The 19027-nt window shown below is 67.4% G+C and carries 18 protein-coding genes; 8 read left to right on the top strand and 10 right to left on the bottom strand.

Annotated elements, in window-relative coordinates; genetic code table 11:
* Positions 1-34 precede the first annotated feature (34 nt).
* Positions 35-1159, top strand: coding sequence for a molecular chaperone DnaJ (dnaJ, locus tag AC1IQ6_RS22650; protein ID WP_043543720.1), 1125 nt, complete (start codon positions 35-37; stop codon positions 1157-1159).
* Positions 1160-1396: 237 nt separating this feature from the next.
* On the opposite strand, the gene AC1IQ6_RS22645 is transcribed toward dnaJ, so the two are convergent.
* Positions 1397-1786 carry a DUF4148 domain-containing protein gene (locus AC1IQ6_RS22645; protein WP_111826469.1) on the bottom strand — a complete coding sequence of 130 codons (390 nt, stop codon included), beginning with the start codon at positions 1784-1786 and terminating at the stop codon, positions 1397-1399.
* A 278-nt stretch (positions 1787-2064) separates the two neighbouring features.
* Positions 2065-4821 (bottom strand): M16 family metallopeptidase, encoded by a 2757-nt coding sequence (locus AC1IQ6_RS22640; RefSeq protein ID WP_102774204.1) that lies wholly within the window; start codon positions 4819-4821, stop codon positions 2065-2067.
* A 126-nt stretch (positions 4822-4947) separates the two neighbouring features.
* Between AC1IQ6_RS22640 and AC1IQ6_RS22635 the strand changes: the two genes are divergently transcribed.
* The 3 genes from AC1IQ6_RS22635 (at position 4948) to AC1IQ6_RS22625 (ending at position 6793) form a co-directional block, all read left to right on the top strand.
* On the top strand, positions 4948-5547 hold the full coding sequence (locus AC1IQ6_RS22635; RefSeq protein ID WP_111826470.1) for a GNAT family N-acetyltransferase: 600 nt from the start codon (positions 4948-4950) through the stop codon (positions 5545-5547).
* A 189-nt stretch (positions 5548-5736) separates the two neighbouring features.
* A complete protein-coding gene (locus AC1IQ6_RS22630) occupies positions 5737-6114 on the top strand; it encodes a hypothetical protein (RefSeq protein WP_111826471.1) in 378 nt (125 codons plus the stop codon).
* A 121-nt stretch (positions 6115-6235) separates the two neighbouring features.
* Positions 6236-6793, top strand: coding sequence for a GNAT family N-acetyltransferase (locus tag AC1IQ6_RS22625; protein WP_485865338.1), 558 nt, complete (start codon positions 6236-6238; stop codon positions 6791-6793).
* Positions 6794-6979: 186 nt separating this feature from the next.
* Here AC1IQ6_RS22625 and AC1IQ6_RS22620 read toward each other — a convergent pair whose 3' ends face one another.
* Together AC1IQ6_RS22620 and AC1IQ6_RS22615 are read right to left on the bottom strand one after the other, a co-directional pair.
* Positions 6980-8152: a vWA domain-containing protein gene (locus tag AC1IQ6_RS22620; protein WP_102774208.1), complete on the bottom strand. Its 1173-nt coding sequence runs from the start codon at positions 8150-8152 to the stop codon at positions 6980-6982.
* A 29-nt stretch (positions 8153-8181) separates the two neighbouring features.
* Positions 8182-9063: an AAA family ATPase gene (locus AC1IQ6_RS22615; RefSeq protein WP_111826473.1), complete on the bottom strand. Its 882-nt coding sequence runs from the start codon at positions 9061-9063 to the stop codon at positions 8182-8184.
* Between the two features lie 174 nt (positions 9064-9237).
* On the opposite strand from AC1IQ6_RS22615, the gene AC1IQ6_RS22610 reads away from it, so the two are divergent.
* Together AC1IQ6_RS22610 and AC1IQ6_RS22605 are read left to right on the top strand one after the other, a co-directional pair.
* Entirely contained in the window at positions 9238-9594 is a 357-nt protein-coding gene (locus tag AC1IQ6_RS22610; protein WP_102774210.1) for a c-type cytochrome, read from the top strand.
* A 9-nt stretch (positions 9595-9603) separates the two neighbouring features.
* Entirely contained in the window at positions 9604-9966 is a 363-nt protein-coding gene (locus AC1IQ6_RS22605; RefSeq protein WP_102774211.1) for a c-type cytochrome, read from the top strand.
* Between the two features lie 71 nt (positions 9967-10037).
* On the opposite strand, the gene AC1IQ6_RS22600 is transcribed toward AC1IQ6_RS22605, so the two are convergent.
* Positions 10038-10463, bottom strand: a complete 426-nt coding sequence (locus tag AC1IQ6_RS22600) for a DUF1841 family protein (RefSeq protein WP_102774212.1) — start codon at positions 10461-10463, stop codon at positions 10038-10040.
* 202 nt (positions 10464-10665) lie between these two features.
* On the opposite strand from AC1IQ6_RS22600, the gene icd reads away from it, so the two are divergent.
* Together icd and AC1IQ6_RS22590 are read left to right on the top strand one after the other, a co-directional pair.
* Entirely contained in the window at positions 10666-11922 is a 1257-nt protein-coding gene (icd, locus tag AC1IQ6_RS22595; RefSeq protein WP_102774213.1) for an NADP-dependent isocitrate dehydrogenase, read from the top strand.
* A 122-nt stretch (positions 11923-12044) separates the two neighbouring features.
* Complete coding sequence (locus tag AC1IQ6_RS22590; RefSeq protein ID WP_485865337.1) at positions 12045-13283, top strand: O-antigen ligase family protein; 1239 nt, start codon at positions 12045-12047, stop codon at positions 13281-13283.
* Positions 13284-13296: 13 nt separating this feature from the next.
* Here the strand turns inward: AC1IQ6_RS22590 and AC1IQ6_RS22585 are convergent, their stop codons facing one another.
* The 5 genes from AC1IQ6_RS22585 to AC1IQ6_RS22565 all read right to left on the bottom strand — a co-directional run bounded on the left by AC1IQ6_RS22585 (position 13297) and on the right by AC1IQ6_RS22565 (position 18996).
* Positions 13297-14196 carry a 4-hydroxy-tetrahydrodipicolinate synthase family protein gene (locus AC1IQ6_RS22585; RefSeq protein ID WP_102774215.1) on the bottom strand — a complete coding sequence of 300 codons (900 nt, stop codon included), beginning with the start codon at positions 14194-14196 and terminating at the stop codon, positions 13297-13299.
* A 3-nt stretch (positions 14197-14199) separates the two neighbouring features.
* Entirely contained in the window at positions 14200-14499 is a 300-nt protein-coding gene (locus AC1IQ6_RS22580; RefSeq protein WP_102774216.1) for a hypothetical protein, read from the bottom strand.
* Between the two features lie 142 nt (positions 14500-14641).
* On the bottom strand, positions 14642-15406 hold the full coding sequence (locus AC1IQ6_RS22575) for a TorF family putative porin (RefSeq protein ID WP_485865336.1): 765 nt from the start codon (positions 15404-15406) through the stop codon (positions 14642-14644).
* A gap of 110 nt (positions 15407-15516) precedes the next feature.
* Positions 15517-16209, bottom strand: coding sequence for a two-component system response regulator KdpE (kdpE, locus tag AC1IQ6_RS22570; protein ID WP_102774218.1), 693 nt, complete (start codon positions 16207-16209; stop codon positions 15517-15519).
* 12 nt (positions 16210-16221) lie between these two features.
* The gene (locus tag AC1IQ6_RS22565) at positions 16222-18996 is read right to left on the bottom strand and encodes a DUF4118 domain-containing protein (protein WP_485865335.1); all 2775 of its coding nucleotides are present in this window, start codon (positions 18994-18996) and stop codon (positions 16222-16224) included.
* Positions 18997-19027: the final 31 nt, after the last annotated feature.

Here is a 19027-nt window from a genome sequence, read left to right as displayed (position 1 = left end):
ACTGAAAAGAAGGCTCGATTCGAGCCCACGGATCATGGCAAAACGTGACTATTACGACGTTCTGGGCGTGGCGAAGAACGCCTCGGACGACGAACTCAAGAAGGCCTATCGAAAGCTGGCCATGAAATACCATCCGGACCGCAATCCGGACAGCAAAGAAGCCGAAGAGAAGTTCAAGGAAGCCAAGGAAGCCTACGAGGTCCTGGGCGATGAACAAAAACGCGCCGCCTACGACCGCTACGGCCACGCGGGGGTGGACCCCAACGCCGCCGGCATGGGCGGGGGCATGGGCGGCGGTTTCGCCGACGCCTTCGGCGATATTTTCGGCGAGATCTTCGGCGGCGGCGGCGGCCGTCGCGGCGGCGGTCCGCAGGTCTATCGCGGCGCCGACCTCAAGTACGCGCTGGAGATCACGCTGGAGCAGGCCGCGGCCGGCTTCGACACCGAGATCCGCGTGCCCAGCTGGGAAAACTGCGACACCTGCCACGGCTCGGGCGCCAAGCCCGGCACCTCGCCCAAGACCTGCCGCACCTGCGGCGGCTCGGGCGCCGTGCGCATGCAGCAGGGCTTTTTCAGCGTCCAGCAGACCTGCCCGACCTGCCACGGCAACGGCAAGGAGATCACCGATCCCTGCCAGGCCTGCGACGGCGTCGGCCGCATCCGCCGCAACAAGACCCTGCAGGTCAAGATTCCGGCCGGCATCGACGACGGCATGCGCATCCGCTCCAGCGGCAATGGCGAACCCGGCATCAACGGCGGGCCTCCGGGCGACCTGTATGTGGAAATCCACATCAAGCAGCACAAGATCTTCCAGCGCGACGGCGACGACCTGCACTGCGAACTGACCATCCCGTTCACCACCGCGGCCCTGGGCGGAGAGCTCCAGGTCCCGACGCTGGGCGGCAAGGCCGAGATCTCCATCCCCGAAGGCACCCAGTCCGGCAAGACCTTCCGCCTGCGCGGCAAGGGCATCCGCGGCGTGCGCGGCAGCTACCCGGGCGACCTGTACTGCCATGTCGTGGTGGAAACGCCGGTGCGCCTGAGCGACGACCAGAAGAACATCCTGCGCCAGTTCGAGGCCTCGCTCAACGACGGCGGCGACCGCCATTCGCCGCAGAGCAAGTCCTGGACGGACCGCGTCAAGGAATTCTTCAGCTGAGGCCGCTCCCGAGGCGCCAGGAACGCAAAAAGCCGCGACAGCCGTCGCGGCTTTTTCTTTGCGCGCAAGAAAAAAACCGCGGCTTGCGCCGCGGTTCGTACTGCTACTGCTACTGCTACTGCTACTTCAACTTCTATTGCTGCTACTTCTACTGCTACTTCAAGCGCCGCTGTCGCCGAAAAATACCGGCCTCAAGCCATGATGCCGCCTGAGGCCGGTCGGGCCACAGCAAGCAGCTCACCGGGCGATCGGCGGGTATTCCAGCTCGCCGAACGTGTATTGGCCGTTGGCCTTGGCCTGGGCCAGCTCGGCCTGGACCTCGGCGCGCGTGAGGCCGGCGGCAGCGGGCTTCGCGGCGGGCGGGTATTCCAGTTCACCGAACGTGTACTGGCCGTTGAACTTGGCTTCCTGCAGCTCGGCCCGGACCTGATCCGAACTCAGGCTGGCGGCCTGCGGCCGGGCGGGCGGGTAATCCAGTTCACCGAAGGTGTATTGGCCGTTGGCCTTGGCTTCCTGCAGTTCGGTCGCCACTTGGGCGCGGGTCTTGGCCTGCTCGATGCCGGCAGCCTGGGCGCCGACGCCGGCCAGGGCCAGGGAAAGCAGGAGGGTGGTGGCTAGGGTTTTCATGGTTGACCTCCAATTCGTTTTGGGTGGGGACCGAATCCGGCGGCCTTCCGTCGTGGTTCGTTGTCTGTTCCCGATGACTGAATTTTGCGCGTTATCCCACCTGGGATAAACCCTGATTAGTTGAAAACATCTTTTCAAATTCATGGCTAATCGGATTTTATTTATCGATTGCCCCCATGGGTGGCATGGTGGCCATGAATTCAGACGGCTCCAGCGCGGGCCTGCAATAAAAAACCCGCCGGCGGGCGGCGGGTTGGAAGCCGGGAGGCGGGGACGGATCAGGGGGCGGCGTTCTTCTTGAAGTCGCCGGCCACCGCCGTGCTGAAGCCGTCGGCGCGCAGGTACTTGCGCAGGGCGGCGTTGACCGCCTCGGGCGTGAGCGCGGAGATCTTCTGGTCCATTTCGGCCGACCAGGCGAACGTGCGGCCGCGCTGCAGGTAGTCCAGCCAGGTGCTGGCCAGGATGTCGTCCTGGGCGCGGGCCAGGTTGCGGTAGTTCAGCAGCGCGTGCTTGCCGTCGGCGATTTCCTTGTCGGTGAAGCCGTCTTTCAGGACCCGGGCCAGCTCTTCGCCGATCGCCTTTTCCAGCCGTTCGCGGTTCTGCGGCGCGTAGATGGCGTACATGGTCCAGCTGGCGGTGGGTTCGAACGACGAGACCGACAGCGAGCTGCGCACGTTGTAGGACAGGCCTTCGGTCTCGCGCACCCGGTTCCACAGGCGCGAGGTTTCCGAGGCGCCGAACAGGTAGTTGGCCAGGTACAGCGCGGCGTAGTCCGGGTCCGTGTCCTGCAGCTTCAGCGGCATGCGCGAGATGTAGAAGGCGTTGGCCTTGTCGGGCGTGGCGATCTCGAACTGCTTGGCGGCGATGTCGCGGTACGGATTGGGCACGCGGGTGTAGGCGGGCGCCTTCTTCCAGCCGGCCAGGCCGGTCTTGAGCGCCTTCTCGACGGCCGCGGGCTCGAAGTCGCCGACGGCCGCGTACTCGATGTCGCCGGCGCCGTAGAAGCGCGAATGGAACTTGACCAGGGCGTCGCGGGACAGGCCCTGCGCGCTGGCCAGCGCTTCATCGAAGGTCGGCACGTAGCGTACGTCGTCGACGGGCCAGGGGTTGTCCTGGCGCGCCAGGGCGCGTCCGGCCAGGGCCGAGGGCTCGGTCATGGCGTTGCGGATCGAGGTTTCGAGCTGGCGCTGGTATTCCTCGAGCTGCTCTTGGGGGAAATTGGCGTTGCGCACGATGTCCAGCGCGAGTTCGGTGAGCGCGGGCAGGTTCTCGCCCTTGGTCGACATGGCGACCTTGAGCGTGGTGCCGCTGCCGCTGAAGCCCAGCTCGGCCTGCAGCGCGTCCAGGCGGTCCTGGATGTCCTGGCGCGACAGCCTGGGCGTGCCGCGCATCAGCAGGTCGGCCGTGGCGTCGGCGTTCACGCGCTGGCCGCGCAGATCCTTTTCGTTGCCGAACTGGATCAGCATCTGCGCCTGCACCCGGCTGCCGCGCGTGGCCTTGGGCAGCAGCGCCAGCTGCACCGGGCCGTTGGGCAGATCGAGCTTGCGCCGCTGGGTCAGCTTGTCGATGTTCTCGGGCGAGGGATCGAAGGCCGAGGCGGCCTTGAAGTCCGGGTCGCCCTTGTAGTCCTTGAACACGGCCGTCAGGTCCACGCGCTGCGCCTGCGGGGCGCGCACGGGTTTTTCCGTGGGGATGTAGCGGCCTTCGATGCGGTTGCTCTGGACCAGGTAGGCGGTGGCGGCCTGCTGCACTTCGGTCAGCGTGGCCTTGCGGGCGCGGTCGCGCTGCAGGAAAAAGAGGCGCCAGTCGCCGGCGGCGATGGCTTCGGACAGCGCCACCCCGACCTGCTCGGGATCGCTGTACGTCTGTTCCCAGGCGGTCAGCCACTTGCTGCGGGCGCGGTCCAGCTCCTGCTGGGTGAAAGGCTTCTTGGCCAGCGATTCCAGCGTGCCGGTCAGCGCTTTCATCGCGGCGTCCATGTCCTTGCCCGGGGTCAGTTGGGCGGCGAACATCGCCAGGCCCGGGTCCAGGTTCTCCATGGTGAAGCCGAACACGCCCGAGGCCAGCTTGGTCGGGACCAGGGCGTGGTACAGGCGGCCCGAAGGCGTGTCGGCCAGGATGGTGGCGGCCAGGTCCAGCGGCACGTAGTCGGGGCTGCCGGCGGCGGGGATGTGGTACATGGCGGCCACCAGCGGCGTGCCGCCGGCGCGGCGCAGCGTCACCGCGCGTTCGCCGTCCTGCGCGGGCTCGACGGTGTATTCGGGCGGCAGCTTGCGATCGGGCTTGGGCAGCTTGCCCAGCGTGGCCTCGATGTCGGCCAGCGTGGTCTGCGGATCGAACTTGCCGGCCACGATCAGCACCGCGTTATCGGGCTGGTAGTACTCGTGGTAGAACGCGCGCAGCTGGCCGATGTCGACGTTTTCAACGTCGGAGCGCGCGCCGATAGTGGTCTTGCCATAGCTGTGCCACTGGAACGCCGCCGACTGCATCTTCTGCATCAGGATGCGGAAAGGGCTGTTCTCGCCGCTTTCCATCTCGTTGCGGACCACGGTCATTTCCGAATCCAGGTCTTCCTTGGCGATCAGGGAATTGACCATGGCGTCGGCCTGCCAGCCCAGGTACCACTTGAGCGTGTCGGGGTTGGCGGCGAAGCTGGCGAAGTAATTGGTGCGGTCGCTGGAGGTCGAGCCGTTGGCCTGCAGGCCGCGGCGCGAGAACTCGCCCATCGCGTTGCGCGTGGTCGAGGTGCCTTTGAACAGCATGTGCTCCAGCAGGTGGGCCATGCCCGTCTGCCCGTAGTTCTCGTTGCGCGAGCCCACCAGATAAGTCATGTTGACGGTGGTGGAGGGCTTGGATTCATCGGGTACCAGCAGCACCCGCAGGCCGTTGGCCAGGCGGTACTCGGTGATGCCTTCGATCGAGGCGGCCTCCGAGACGCCGGCCGGCAGGCTGGCGGCCCCGGCCTGAAAGGCCAGGAAGGAGGTGAACAGCAGCGCGCCCAGCGGACGCGGCAGCTTCGACAGGGAAAGGCGCATGGCAGATAATTCCTTAGGCATGGCAGAATCCGTTGGAGTGTATACGCTGGCATTGGTTCAGGCGCGCCCGGCCAGGGGCGCCCGGCCAGGGGCGCCGCTGGCCCCCAAGACTCAAGGAAACCCCGCATGTCCCTGTCCATCGACGTCGAAACGCCGCGCCTGCTGCTGCGGCAGTGGCTTGCGGCCGACCGCGAACCTTTCGCGGCGCTGAACGCGGACCCCGAGGTCACCCGATACCTGCTGCCGCTGGCCAGGCCCGAGAGCGACGCGCTGGCCGACCGCCTGGCCGCCGGCATCGACGAGCACGGCTGGGGGTTCTGGGCGGTCGAGGCGCCGGGCGTCGCGCCCTTCATCGGCTTCGTGGGCATCAAGCCGCTGGCTCCCGCGCTGCCGTTCGCGCCCGGCGTGGAGATCGGCTGGCGCCTGGCGCGGCCATACTGGGGCAGGGGCTACGCCTGCGAGGCGGCGCAGGCCGCGCTGAAGGTGGGGTTCGAGCAGGTGGGGCTGGACGAGATCGTGGCGTTCACGGCCACCGGCAACCTGCGCTCGCGCGCCGTGATGGAGCGCCTTGCGATGCGCGCGGACGCGGCGCCCTTCGACCATCCCGCCGTGCCGCCGGGCCATCCGCTGCGCGAGCACGTGCTCTACCGCATCGCCCGCCGGGACTGGCGCGCGCGGGAAAATGGTGACACGGACCCCGGCGACGCCCCGGTGGCGGCCGCCTGATTTGAGGCGTCCGGGCTGCGGGTGTAAGATTTTCAGCACGTAGTAGCTGTCCGCCGACGGGATGCGCGATAGCCGCCTACAGGCTTCCCGTCCAACGCCAGGCGCCGCCCCTTGCGCGCGGCGCCGGCGCTTGTCGTTCGCGCCTTCGCTGCCGGCATTCTGCCGGCGCATCTTTCGGAGGAACGACCCATGCTGACCGAGATCGTCACGCGTGCGCTGTCCCAATTGACCGGAACCCCCCTGAGCGGCGACGGAATCAAAGGGCAGTTTCAGTACGCCTATGCCAGCGATGACGGCCAATTCGTGGCCATACTGACCCACGACATGACCACCTACGTGGTGGACTTGAACACGCAACGATATTTTGCCGAGTGCGGCGGTTCGCCCAGGGGGTTTGCCGGGCACGTGCTCGAGATGGAAGGCACCGCGGCGCGCAGCCACCCCTGGCCCGCGGCCAACGACCTGTTCGACCTGGACATGGACGCCGACGAGCTGTCGTGGCGCAAGTGCCCGGGCCTGCGGCGCACGCCGCCGGCCGACCGATCAGTGGAGAGCCGCGCCGCCTGAGAGTGGCCAGAAGCGGCAACAAAGTTCATTGAACCGGCGCTTGCGCCGGTTTTTTTGTCGCCGGCGTGCGCAGTATGGGGGCATCTCCTATCGGTGCGGCCGGCTCGCTAAAATCAGCGCCATGACTACGCCCGCCCCAATCCGCGCGCCCGAAGGCGCCATCCTGGTCGATTGCACGCACGAGCGCCATGCCGACCAGATCCTCGCCATTTTCAACGAGGCCATCGCCACCTCCACCGCGCTGTACGACTACAAGCCGCGGCCGCGCGAGGCGATGGCGGGCTGGTTCCAGGCCAAGCGGCAGGGCGGCTTTCCGGTGGTGGGCTACGAAAACGCCGAAGGCGAGTTGATGGCGTTCGCCAGCTACGGCACGTTCCGCGCCTGGCCGGCCTACAAGTATTCGGTCGAGCATTCCGTGTACGTCGACAACCGCTTTCGCGGCCGCGGCCTGGGCATTGCGCTGATGCGCGAACTCATCGAACGCGCGCGCGCCCAGCAGGTGCACGTGCTGGTCGGCGGCATCGACGCGGCCAACCAGGGCAGCATCGCGCTGCACGAGAAGCTCGGCTTCACGCACGCAGGCACCATCCGCGAGGCCGGCTTCAAGTTCGGCCGCTGGCTGGACCTGGCGTTTTATCAGCTGGTGCTGGAGACGCCGGAACGGCCGGTGGATGGGTGATCCGGTGCTTGGGGTGGGAAATGGGCCGATGGGTTACGCGCGTTGTATGTCGAGGTTCTTATTCAAGGGGGTCTCGCGCTGCACCCATCCTACGTTCATGGATCGGATCGTAGGATGGGTGTAGCGCGAGACATCCGCGATAAGAAACAGATCGCCGAACGCGCGTAACCCATCGGCCGGCATTCATTATTTCGACAGCACCCGCATGGCCTGTTCCAGGCCGGCGACGGTGACCGGGTACATGCGGTCCTGCATGATGTCGCGCAGCAGCGCGATGGACTGGCGGTACTGCCAGGACGCGGTGGGCTCGGGATTGAGCCAGACCGATTTGGGCCAGGCTTCCAGCAGGCGGCGCAGCCATTCGGCGCCGGGTTCCTTGTTGTAGTGCTCGACCGAGCCGCCCGGCTGCAGGATTTCGTACGGGCTCATGGTGGCGTCGCCGACGATGATCAGGCGCCAGTCGGGGTTGTACTTGCGCAGCACGTCCCAGGTGTCGAAGCGTTCGCTCTGGCGCCGGCGGTTGCTTTGCCACAGGCTTTCGTACGGGCAGTTGTGGAAGTAATAGACCTCGAGGTGGCGGAACTCGCTGCGGGCCGCCGAGAACAGTTCCTCGACGCGCGCGATATGGTCGTCCATGCTGCCGCCCACGTCCAGCAGCATCAGCACCTTGACCGTGTTGTGGCGCTCCGGGACCATGCGCAGGTCCAGGTGGCCGGCGTTGCGCGCGGTGCTGGCGATGGTGTCGTCCAGGTCCAGCTCCATGTCGGCGCCCTGGCGCGCGAAGCGCCGCAGGCGGCGCAGCGCGACCTTGAAGTTGCGCGTGCCCAGCTCGACCTGGTCGTCGTAGTCCTTGAACTGGCGCATGTCCCAGACCTTGACCGCGGTGCGGTTGCCGGCCGACGCGCCGCCCACGCGGATACCTTCCGGGTGGTAGCCGCCGTTGCCGAAGGGCGAGGTGCCGCCGGTGCCGATCCACTTGCTGCCGCCGGCATGGCGTTCCTTCTGCTCTTCCATGCGCTCCTTGAAAAGCTCCATCAGCTTGTCCCAGCCGTGCTTTTCGATGGCGGCCTTTTCTTCCGGCGTCAGGCTTTTCTCGAACTGCTTGATGAGCCAGTCCAGCGGGATTTCCTTGCCCGCCGGCAGGGCGGCCGCGATGCCGCGGTAGTAGGCGCCGAAAGCCTGGTCGTAGCGGTCGTAGAGCGCTTCGTCCTTGACCAGCGCGGCGCGCGCCAGGAAGTAGAAATCGTCCAGCGTCGGCGCCATGAGGTTGTGGCGCAGGGCGTCCACCAGGGTCAGGTATTCCTTGACCGAGACGGGCAGCTTGTGCGCCCTGAGGTGGTAGAAGAAGTCGATCAGCATGTGCGAACCGCCACGGATGGTGCGCCGGATCAGCGGCGCTGGCCGCCGCGCGTCATGGCCGCCAGGCGCTCCAGCAGATGCACGTCCTGCTCGTTCTTGAGCAGGGCGCCGGCCATCAGCGGCACCGCCGTGGCGGTGTGCGCGTCGATCTCGGCGGCGCTGGCGCCTTCGGCCAGCAGCAGGCGCAGCCAGTCCAGCAGTTCGGAGGTGGAGGGCTTTTTCTTCAGGCCCGGCGCCTCGCGCAGCGCGAAGAAGGTGTCCAGCGCCGCGCGCAGCACGTCCTGCTTGAGGTCGGGATAGTGCACGGCGACGATGTCGCGCATCGTCTCGCGGTCGGGGAAGCGGATGTAGTGGAAGAAGCAGCGCCGCAGGAACGCGTCGGGCAGGTCCTTCTCGTTGTTGGAGGTGATGATGACCAGCGGGCGGTGCCGCGCCGAGATGGTCTCGCGCGTTTCGTAGACATGGAATTCCATGCGGTCCAGCTCGCGCAGCAGGTCGTTGGGGAATTCGATGTCGGCCTTGTCGATCTCGTCGATGAGCAGCACCGCCGGCTCCGGCGACTGGAAGGCCTGCCACAGCGTGCCCTGTACGATGTAGTTGCGGATGTCGCGGACTTTCTCGTCGCCCAGCTGCGAGTCGCGCAGGCGCGAGACGGCGTCGTATTCGTACAGGCCCTGGTGCGCCTTGGTGGTGGACTTGATGTGCCATTGCAGCAGCGGCCGGCCCAGCGCGCGGGCGACCTCTTCGGCAAGCATGGTCTTGCCGGTGCCGGGTTCACCCTTGATGAGGAGCGGGCGCTGCAGGATCAGCGCGGCGTTGACGGCGAGTTTCAGGTCATCGGTGGCGACATAACTGTCGGTCCCGTCGAAGCGGTCAGGCGTGGCGGAAGTGGCGGGCTGAGCTGCGGACATGGTTCGATGGCATCCGGGTTTTGATGATGGTCAATACCATATTAAGGTATTAATCCTGAGCAAGTATCGTACAATCAGGCGGTTTTGCTTTGGGTTCGACCCGCAACATGTTTGCCGAGGGCCTTTCTTGCATGCAGGCCCTAGTCCTTAGCCATACGAAGAAGAGCCACTCCAATGAAGTTGCGAACCTCTCTGAAGTACAAGCTATCCCTGTTGGCCGCAGCGGCATCCTGTGCGATCGCCGGCCAGGCCGTCGCGGCGGAAGCCGCCGCCGTGGTCGGTAATGTACAGAACGCCCGCGACAAGGTCTCGATGTGCATCGGTTGCCACGGAATCGAAGGCTACAAGGCGACGTTTCCCGAGCTCTACCACGTTCCGATGATTGCCGGCCAGAACGCCAAATACATCGAAACCGCCCTCAACGAGTATAAGAAAGGCGCGCGCAGCCATCCCACGATGGACGCCATCGCCGGCAGCCTGTCGGACCAGGACATCGCCGACCTGGCCGCGTATTACTCGAATCTCAAATAAGGGGCACACATGAATCGCACCATGCTTGCCCTCGCGGGCGCGACCCTGGCCGTGGCGGGCGCCGCGGCCCAGGCCCAGGACCTGGCGGCCGGCAAGGCCGTGTTCGACAAATTCAATTGCGCGTCCTGCCACGGCGCCGACGCCAAGACGGCCGTGGACCCGGCGTACCCGACCCTAGCCGGGCAGCACGCGGACTACCTGGCCCATGCCCTGAAGGCCTACAAGCGCGGCGCCTCCGGCAGCGCGGCCACGGCCAACGTGCGCAAGAACCCGATCATGGGCGCCTTCGCCACGCAGCTGTCCGACCAGGACATCACCAACGTCGCGGCCTGGCTGTCCACGTTGCCCAGCGACCTGGGCGTGCGCAAATAACGGCCCGAAGCAAAGGTCCGAAAAAAAGGCGGTACCCAGAAAAAACCCCGGCACGATGACCGGGGTTTTTTTCAGCGTCCCGCGCGCTGGCGGATCAGGTCGATGTAGGTGTCGCTGTCCAGCGGCGTGCCCAGCCGCTGGGCTTCCCAGACCACCTGGCCCAGGCATTCCATGATCTCGTGCGCCGCCTGGTGCGCGTCGCTGCGCGCCACCAGCTGCTGGTAGGCGTTGCGGATGCCCGGCGGATGGTCGATGGACAGCTGCTCGGCGATGGCCAGGTGCATGGACAGGTGCAGAAACGGGTTGGTGCGCCCCTTCTCCACGGAGTATTCCGCGGTCATGGCGTCGGGGCTTTCCAGGTCGCCGTGGTATTCCGGATGTTCGATGATCCAGTCCAGCGCGATGGCCTCGAGCGGGGTCAGCACCTCGGCCGCGCGGTGCTTGCGCCAGGTTTCGATGAAGAATTCGCGGACTTGGTCGCGGGAGGGATTGAACATCTGGAAGGGACGGAAAGCGGGCTGAGGATGCATTATTTTACCGCCCGGCGCGGCCCGCCGGGCCGGCCGGCCCCGTTGCGATATAGAATGGGTTGCTATCCGCCATCCGGTGTGCGGTTCCCCAGGACGGGTTTCCCCGGGAGCCGGACGCTTCCCGATGCCGGCGCGTGCAGAAAAATCACCCGGAGCAAATGGAGCATTCATGTCCTACCAACATATCAAGGTTCCCGCCGGCGGCCAGAAGATCACGGTCAACGCCGATTTCTCGCTGAATGTGCCCGAGCAGCCCATCGTTCCCTACATCGAGGGCGATGGCACGGGCGCCGATATCACCCCCGTGATGATCAAGGTCGTCGACGCGGCGGTGCAGAAGGCCTATGGCGGCAAGCGCAAGATCCACTGGATGGAAGTCTATGCCGGCGAAAAGGCCACCAAGGTCTACGGCCCGGACGTGTGGCTGCCCGATGAAACCCTGGATGTCGTCAAAGACTATGTGGTGTCCATCAAGGGCCCGCTGACCACCCCGGTCGGCGGCGGCATCCGCTCGCTCAACGTGGCGCTGCGCCAACAGCTGGACCTGTATGTCTGCCTGCGCCCGGTGCGCTATTTCAAGGGCGTGCCCTCGCCGGTGCGCGAGCCCGAAAAGACCGACATGGTGATCTTCCGCGAGAACTCCGAAGACATCTACGCCGGCATCGAATACATGGCCGAAGGCGAGCAGGCCAAGGAACTGATCCAGTTCCTGCAGACCAAGCTCGGCGTCAAGAAGATCCGTTTCCCGAACACCTCGTCCATCGGCATCAAGCCGGTCTCGCGCGAAGGCACCGAGCGCCTGGTGCGCAAGGCCCTGCAGTACGCCATCGACAACGACCGCAGCTCGGTCACGCTGGTGCACAAGGGCAATATCATGAAGTTCACCGAGGGCGGGTTCCGCGACTGGGGCTATGCCCTGGCGCAGAAGGAATTCGGCGCGCAGCTCATCGACGGCGGCCCGTGGTGCAAGTTCAAGAACCCCAAGACGGGCCGCGAAATCACCGTCAAGGATTCGATCGCCGACGCCTTCCTGCAGCAGATCCTGCTGCGTCCGGCCGAATACGACGTGATCGCCACGCTCAACCTCAACGGCGACTACATCTCCGACGCGCTGGCCGCGCAGGTGGGCGGCATCGGCATCGCCCCGGGCGCCAACCTGTCCGATTCGGTGGCCATGTTCGAAGCCACCCACGGCACCGCGCCGAAGTACGCGGGCAAGGACTACGTGAACCCCGGTTCCGAAATCCTGTCGGCCGAAATGATGCTGCGCCACATGGGCTGGACCGAAGCCGCCGACCTGATCATCTCCAGCATGGAGAAATCCATCCTGTCCAAGAAGGTCACGTATGACTTCGCCCGCCTGCTCGAAGGCGCGACCCAGGTGTCGTGCTCGGGCTTCGGTCAGGTCATGATCGAAAACATGTAACCCTCGATAGGCCACTTGCGAGCAAGTCCTGGACGAAATCCGCCCGCCGTCATGGCGGGCGGTTTTGTCTGCATGCTCGGCAGGGCGCAGATGTTCCGCTACGTTTTTCCAGGTTGATTGTTGTGCCCCGACTGTACGTTTCCTTGGCCACCTGGCTGGTGTTGCTGATTCCCGCGCTGGCGTTGACCAGTCCCGTGGGCGGGCCGGCCATTATTTATCTCACCGGCCTGATCGCATTGGCGGCGCTCGCCGCCAATGCGATCAAGCGCTATGAACCGATGGATTTCCAGGCCCTGTGGCCGATCGCCCTGGCGCTGCTGCTGCCGCTGGCCTGTATGTTCATCACCTCCGCTGTGCGGGGCGTGTGGAGCGGCTCCGAACTCGAGAAACTGCTGCGCTTCGCGCTGGCGGTGCCGGTCCTGTGGCTGTTGCTGAGAGCGCCCCAGCAATGGCTCAGGCAGATCCAGTGGAGCCTGCTCATCGGCGCGCTCGCCGGCTCGATCATGCTGATCGTCACCATGACCTGGTGGGAGCGCGCCACCGTGGCGGAGATCGGCGGGCGCTATAACGCCGTGGCCTTCGCCAACCTGACGCTGCTGTTCGGCATGATGTCGCTGCTGTCCATAGGCTGGGGCGCGACCACGCGCTGGCCGCGCGCCGAAGCCGCCGCCAAGGTGCTGGTGGCCGTGCTGAGCGTGTGGGGCACCTGGGTGTCCGAGACGCGCAGCAGCTGGATGCTGCTGCCCATCCTGGCCGTGGTGTTCCTGCTGGGCCTGCGCGGCTGGCGGCGGCGCCACAAGGTGTACTGCGCGCTGGGGCTGGCCGTGGCGCTGGCGGTCTCGGCGGTCGGCATCTGGAACTTCAGCAGCCGCATGCACGAGATCCAGAGCGACCTGCATGGTTTCACCACGTCGAGCAACCGCGACACCTCGTTCGGCATCCGCCTGCAGTTGTGGGAAGCCTCGCTGCTGATGTTCGAGAAAAGCCCGGTGGTGGGGCTGGGGCCGAACCAGTTCCGCAGCGAACTGCTGGCGCTGGAGAAGCAGGGCGTGGTGACGCGCGAGGTCGTCGACGGCTTCGGCGAGCCGCATAACGACATGCTCGCGGCCCTGGCGGGCTACGGGCTGCTGGGCCTGGCGAGCATCCTCACCCTCTACCTGCTGCCGGCGGCGGTGTTCCTGCGCAGGATGGCCAGCGACGACCGCGTGATACGCGTCGGCGCCCAGATGGGCCTGTTGTTCTGCCTGGGCTATTGCGCCTACAGCCTGACCGAAATGATGTTCCGCAACATGCGCAGCGTGCCTACCTATGCGCTGATCATGGTGGCGCTGATCGCGCTGACCACGCCGCGCCAGCCCTGAGCCGGGCCCCGGTTCAGGCCGTCTGCAGCCGGCCGGGGCTTGCGTGCAGCGCGCCCATCGCCCGTTGCAGGCGTGCGCCCAGTTCGCGGCTGGCGCTGGTCATGGGCAGGCGCAATTCGTCGGCGATCAGCCCCTGCATGGCGAGCGCGCGCTTGATCGGCGCCGGATTCGGTTCGGCGTACAGCAGCCGGATCAGGCCGCGCAGCGGCTCGAACAGTTCGCGCGCGGCCTCGGCATCGCCGTCGCGGGCCAGCTGTGCGATTGCGACGTAGCGCTCGGGATACAGATGCGCGGCGGCCGGGATGGCGCCGCGGCCGCCGGCCAGGAAGTGGTCCAGCAGCGCGGGTTCCGTGCCGCACAGCGCCGGCAACGCGCCGCGCGCATTCAGCGCCGCCAGCACCGATGGATTGCATTCCTTGACCGCGCTGAAGCCGGGCAGGGACGCCAGCGCCTCCATGGTCTCCACCGTCATCGCGACGCCGGCGCGCTTGGGGATGTTGTACAGGATGATGGGCTGCCGCGTGGCCCACGCGATCTGCCGGTAATGCCACAGGATGCCGGCCTGGGACGGACCCAGGTAGTAGGGCGGCGGCACCAGATAGCCGGCGGGCCGGTACTTGTCCAGGCGGCGGATCGCGGCGGCCACCCCGCGCGTGTCCACGCCGCCCGCGCCGAACACCAGCGGCAGCGCGTGGGGGTCGCTGGAGATCGCCTCGATCATCTCGATCTTCTCCGGCAGGCTCAACAGGCTGCCTTCGCCCGTGGAGCCGAACAGCACCAGGCCCGCCATGCCGGCGTTACGGTAGTAGCGCGCCAGCGCCTGCGCGGCGTCCAGGTCCACGCGGCCGGCGCGCATCGGCGTGACCATGGGCAGCCAGATGCCCTCGAAGGCGGTCTTGGTCGGCATGTCCATGGCTCAACGCGCCGTGTACGCGGGGGCGGCGAGCACCGGGCCGAATTCCGCGCGCGGCAATCCGGACATGACCGCATGCATCAGCGCGTCCAGCTGGCCGCGGCCGCATTGCAGCTGCAGCGCGCAGCGCGCGCCGGCGCCATCGACCGACAGCACATAGACGCCAATGCGCTCGCCCAGCGCGCGGTGCAGGGCCAGGCGCAGATTGAGGGCGTCGAGCGTGTCTATCGTGACGGTCAGCGCGACCCGGTCGTTGCGCGGGGCGGGCAGGGGGCGGCGGCGCGGTTGCAGTCTGGGGATCATGGCGGGGGCGGGATGGACGCGCCGCTGGCGGCGCTTCGGTATCCGGTTGGTTGATGACGGTTTCACTATAGGAAGCGCGCCATAAAAGCTGCCGATAAATGCGAACGGGACGCGTAAAAAACGCGTCAATGCCCGCGGCGGATCAGAACGTCTTGGTCACGGACAGCAGGCCCGCGGCGCGGCCCATGTCGCGCCCGCGCGTGTTGGTGTAGACGGCGCGGTCGGCGTCGGTGTCCAGATAGGCCAGCGACACCGACAGGCCCTGGCCGAAGTCTTTCGTCAGCCCCAGCTTCCAGTCGGTGTACGCGCCGTCGTCCACGTTGCGCACCAGTTGGCGGCCGACGTGGGCATTGAGCGTCAGGCCCCAGATGCCGGTATCGATATTGCCGGACAGGTCGAAGTACTGGCTGTACTTGCTGTCGGCGAATCCGAACAGGTTGGTCATGGCGATGGAGTACTTGAACGTGAGCGGACCATAGCCGATGCCGGCGTACAGCTCGGTGGTATCGGGGCTGGTGTAGTGCGACGGGTAATCGCCGGGGTAGTAGTACTGCAGGACGCCCAGGTCGACGGGCACGTCCTGCGCCAGATTGGCTTTGTAGCCTCCGTAGAAATCCATTTCCACGGGCGCGGAGACGCGGCTGTCGGCGTCGTTGAGCCAGCTGATGCTGGAGTTCCAGTTGCCGAGGTAGAAGCCGCTGGCGTGGACCACATCGAATCCGCCCTGGATGGCGGGCTTGTTGTTGGACTGCATCAGACCGCGATAACGGTACTGGCTGGCCAGCGTGACGTTCGCGGTCAGCGTAAAAGCGGGCGCGGCGGGCGGCGCTTCGGCGGCGCACGCATGGCCGGCGTGCGCGGTGGCAAGGGTCAGCAGCGCGGCCGCGGCGAGTGAGTGGCGGGGCATCGGAATCTCCTGTTGTTGGATGGGACCGCAACAATAGGATCAACCGCATAAAGGCCGAGACAACACTTGCCGGCCGCGCGTAAACGCGGCGTCAACGCCAGGCGCGCGTTTCAGCCCGCGAAGCGGTAGCCCACGCCGATCTCGGTCAGCAGATAGACGGGCTGGGCGGGATCGGCCTCCAGCTTCTGGCGCAGGTGGCCCATGTAGATCCGCAGGTAGTGGTTGCTTTCGACGTGCGAAGGCCCCCATACCTCGCGCAGCAGTTCGCGGTGCGTCATGACCTTGCCGCGATGCGCCAGCAGCGCCGCCAGCAGCCGGTACTCCATCGCGGTCAGGTGCACGTGGCGTCCGCCGCGCTCGACCACGCGGCGCGCGAAATCCACGCGCACGTCGCCGAACGCGATCTCCGCCGCATTGCCCGCGCCGCCGCGGGCGTGGCGCCGCAGCAGCACGCGCAGGCGCGCCAGCAGTTCGCTGACGCCGAACGGTTTGGTCAGGTAGTCGTCCGCGCCGGCATCCAGCGCGGCGACCTTGTCGGCCTCGGCGCTGCGCGCCGACAGCACCAGCACCGGCACCTCGGTCCAGCCGCGCAGTTCGCGGATCAGGGTCATGCCGTCCTCGTCCGGCAGGCCCAGATCCAGCACCACCGCGTCGGGCTGGCGGGTGCCGGCCTCGATCAGGCCGCGTCTGACGGTGTCGGCCTCATGCACGACGCAGCCCTCGGTTTCCAGGGCCTGGCGCACGAAGCGCCGGATATGGGCGTCATCCTCGATGAGCAGGAGGGTCGGCTGGTAATCGAACATGCGGGGCGGCGCTCAGGCGGTTTCGGGTTGGATCGGGGGCGGCGTGCCCAGCGGGAGCGTGAAGACGAACTGCGCGCCGGCCTGCTGGCCCGGCGCGTGCTCGACCCAGATTCTGCCACGGTGGGCGGCGACGATGGCCTCGCAGACGGCCAGGCCCAGGCCCACGCCGGGCGTGGCGGACTCGCGTTCGCCGCGCGTGAATTTCTCGAAGATGCGGCGTTCGGCGCCCGGCGGCACGCCGGGGCCGTTGTCGCAGACGGCCACGCGCAGCTCGCCGTCGCCGGCCGCCGCCGACAGGCGCAGCGTGCTGCCGGGCGGCGTGTACTTGGCCGCGTTCTCCAGCAGGTTGCACAGCACCCGCTCGATCAGCACGCCGTCGCATTCCACCAGCGGCAGCTGCGACAGGCTGTCGACGACGACCCGGTGCGCGGCCAGCGGCTCGCGCATGGCGGCCAGCGCCGCGCCCACCAGTTCCTCGATGGACTGCCATTCCAGCCGCAGCGGCGTGTCGCGGTTCTGCAGCCGCGCCATGTCCAGCAGGTTGGCGACCAGCGCGTGCATGCGCTGGGCCTGGTCGCGCATGGCGCGGATGGTGTCGTGCACGTCGGGCGGCAGCGCCGCCTGCTGGCGCATCAGCGTGTCGGTCATGCCGACCAGGCTGGTCAGCGGGGTGCGCAGGTCGTGCGATACCGCGGCCAGCAGCGAGTTGCGCAGCTTCTCGGATTCCATGCTGACCAGCGCCTGCTGCGCGACCTCCACGTAATGCAGGCGTTCGAGAGCGATGGCGATCAGGGTGGCGTAGGCTTCGATCTGGCGGCGCGAATCGGGGTCGGAAAACAGGCTGCGCCGCGCCGCCGCCAGCGCCAGCACGCCGCGGATGCGCATGGGCGCTTTCAGCGGCAGGTACAGCAGCGCGCCGTGCGCCAGCGTGGCGGTGCCCGCGCCGGCCGGCTGGCCGTGGTCGTAGACCCATAGGGCCACGGCGGATTCCGGCGGCGGCATGTCGGGCTCGGGCGGCGAGGCCAGTTGCAGGCGCTCGTCCATGCCCAGGATGTACAGCGCGCAGCGCGAGCCGAAGGTGGCGTGCACGAACGCGCCGGCCAGCGCGACGATCTGTTCGGGCAGCAGCGCCGACGAGAGTTCGCGCGCGAATTCGTAAAGGCTGCGGGCGTCGGCTTCGCGCTTGACCGAGGCCTGCGCCTGCAGGCGCAGCCCGGCCGTCAGCTGCCCGATCAGCAGGCCCACCGACAGCAGCACGCCGAAGGTCAGCAGGTACTGCACGTCCGACACGGCGAAGGACGCCAGCGGCTGCACGAAAAAGAAATCGAACAGCCCCACGCTGACCACCGAGGCTAGCGCCGCCGGCCCGCGGCCGTGGCGCAGCGCCACGGCCACCACCGCCAGCAGGAACAGCATGACGATGTTGGTCTGGTGCAGGGTGGGAAAGGCCAGCGCAGACAGCGCGGTGGCGCCGGCGCAATAGCACAGCGCCCAGGCGTAGCCGGCCAGCGGGCGCGCGCCGCGCTCGTCGCCGCGCCCCTTCGGCGCCAGCGCGTCGCGCACCGAGGCGGCGCTGGCGGGCAGGGGCGGGGCGCCCAGGCGGATCACATCGATCTCGGGGCAGCCGGCCGCCAGCATGTCGGCGAAGCTGTGGCGGCGCCAGAGCCAGCCCGGCGCGAGGGCGCTGGTCAGCGCGGCCGACAGCGACAGGCGCAGGCGCTGCAGGCCGGCGGCGCGGGTGCGGCCGATGACGGCCTTGGTGATGTTGTGGCGGCGCACGTAGCGCACCACCGCGTCGACCATGTCGTCGCCGGCCAGCGTTTCGCTGCGCGCGCCCAGCGAATCCGCCAGGGCCAGGCTGCGCTGCATGCGTTCGCGTTCGGCCTGCGGCGGCGGGGCCGCGCGCGGCGTGTCGATGGTGACCACGTGCAGGTCGCAGTCCAGCTGCCGGCTCAGCTGGTGGGCGCTGCGGATCACGTACTCGGCGTCGATGTCCGGGCCGATGCAGGCGACCACGGCCTCGCGCGTGCGCCATACGGATTCGATGGCGCGGTCGCGCCGGTAGGCCTGGACGTCGTCGTCCACGTGGTCGGCCGTGCGGCGCAGCGCCAGCTCGCGCAGCGCGATCAGGTTGCCCTTGCGGAAGAAGTTGCGGGTGGCGTGGCGCGCCTGCTCGGGCACGTAGACCTTGCCTTCTTTCAGGCGGCGCAGCAGCTCGTCGGCCGACAGGTCGACCAGGATCACTTCGTCGGCCGAATCGAAGACCGCGTCCGGCACGGTCTCCCAGACCCGCACCCCGGTGATGCTGCCGACCGCCATGTTCTGGCTGTCCAGGTGCTGCACGTTCAGCGTGGTCCAGACGTCGATGCCGGCCGTCAGCAGTTCTTCGATGTCCTGCCAGCGCTTGGCGTGGCGCGAGCCGGGCGCGTTCGAATGCGCCAGCTCGTCCACCAGCACCAGGTCCGGGCGCCGCGCGAGCGCGCCGTCCAGGTCGAATTCCTTCAGCAGGTGGCCGCGGTACGGCGTCTCCTTGAGCGGGAGGACGGGCAGGCCTTCGAGCAGCGCCGCGGTTTCGCGCCGGCCGTGGGTTTCGACCACGCCGGCCAGCACGTGCGCGCCCTGCGCGGCCTGGGCGCGGGCCGCCACCAGCATGGCGTAGGTCTTGCCCACGCCGGCCGAAGACCCGAAGTAGATGCGCAGCCGGCCGCGCGCCGCCTGGCGCGCGGCATCGTCCAGCGTCTTCAAGAGCGCGTCGGGGTCCGGACGCGCGCCGGCGGTATCAGCCATGAAAATAGTATGGGGTGACGGCTGGCAATAC

The sequence above is a fragment of the Achromobacter sp. MUI-25009338 genome, from assembly GCF_057359325.1.
Note: the sequence above shows the minus strand (reverse complement) of the source record. Positions and strands in the feature narration are given on the sequence as shown.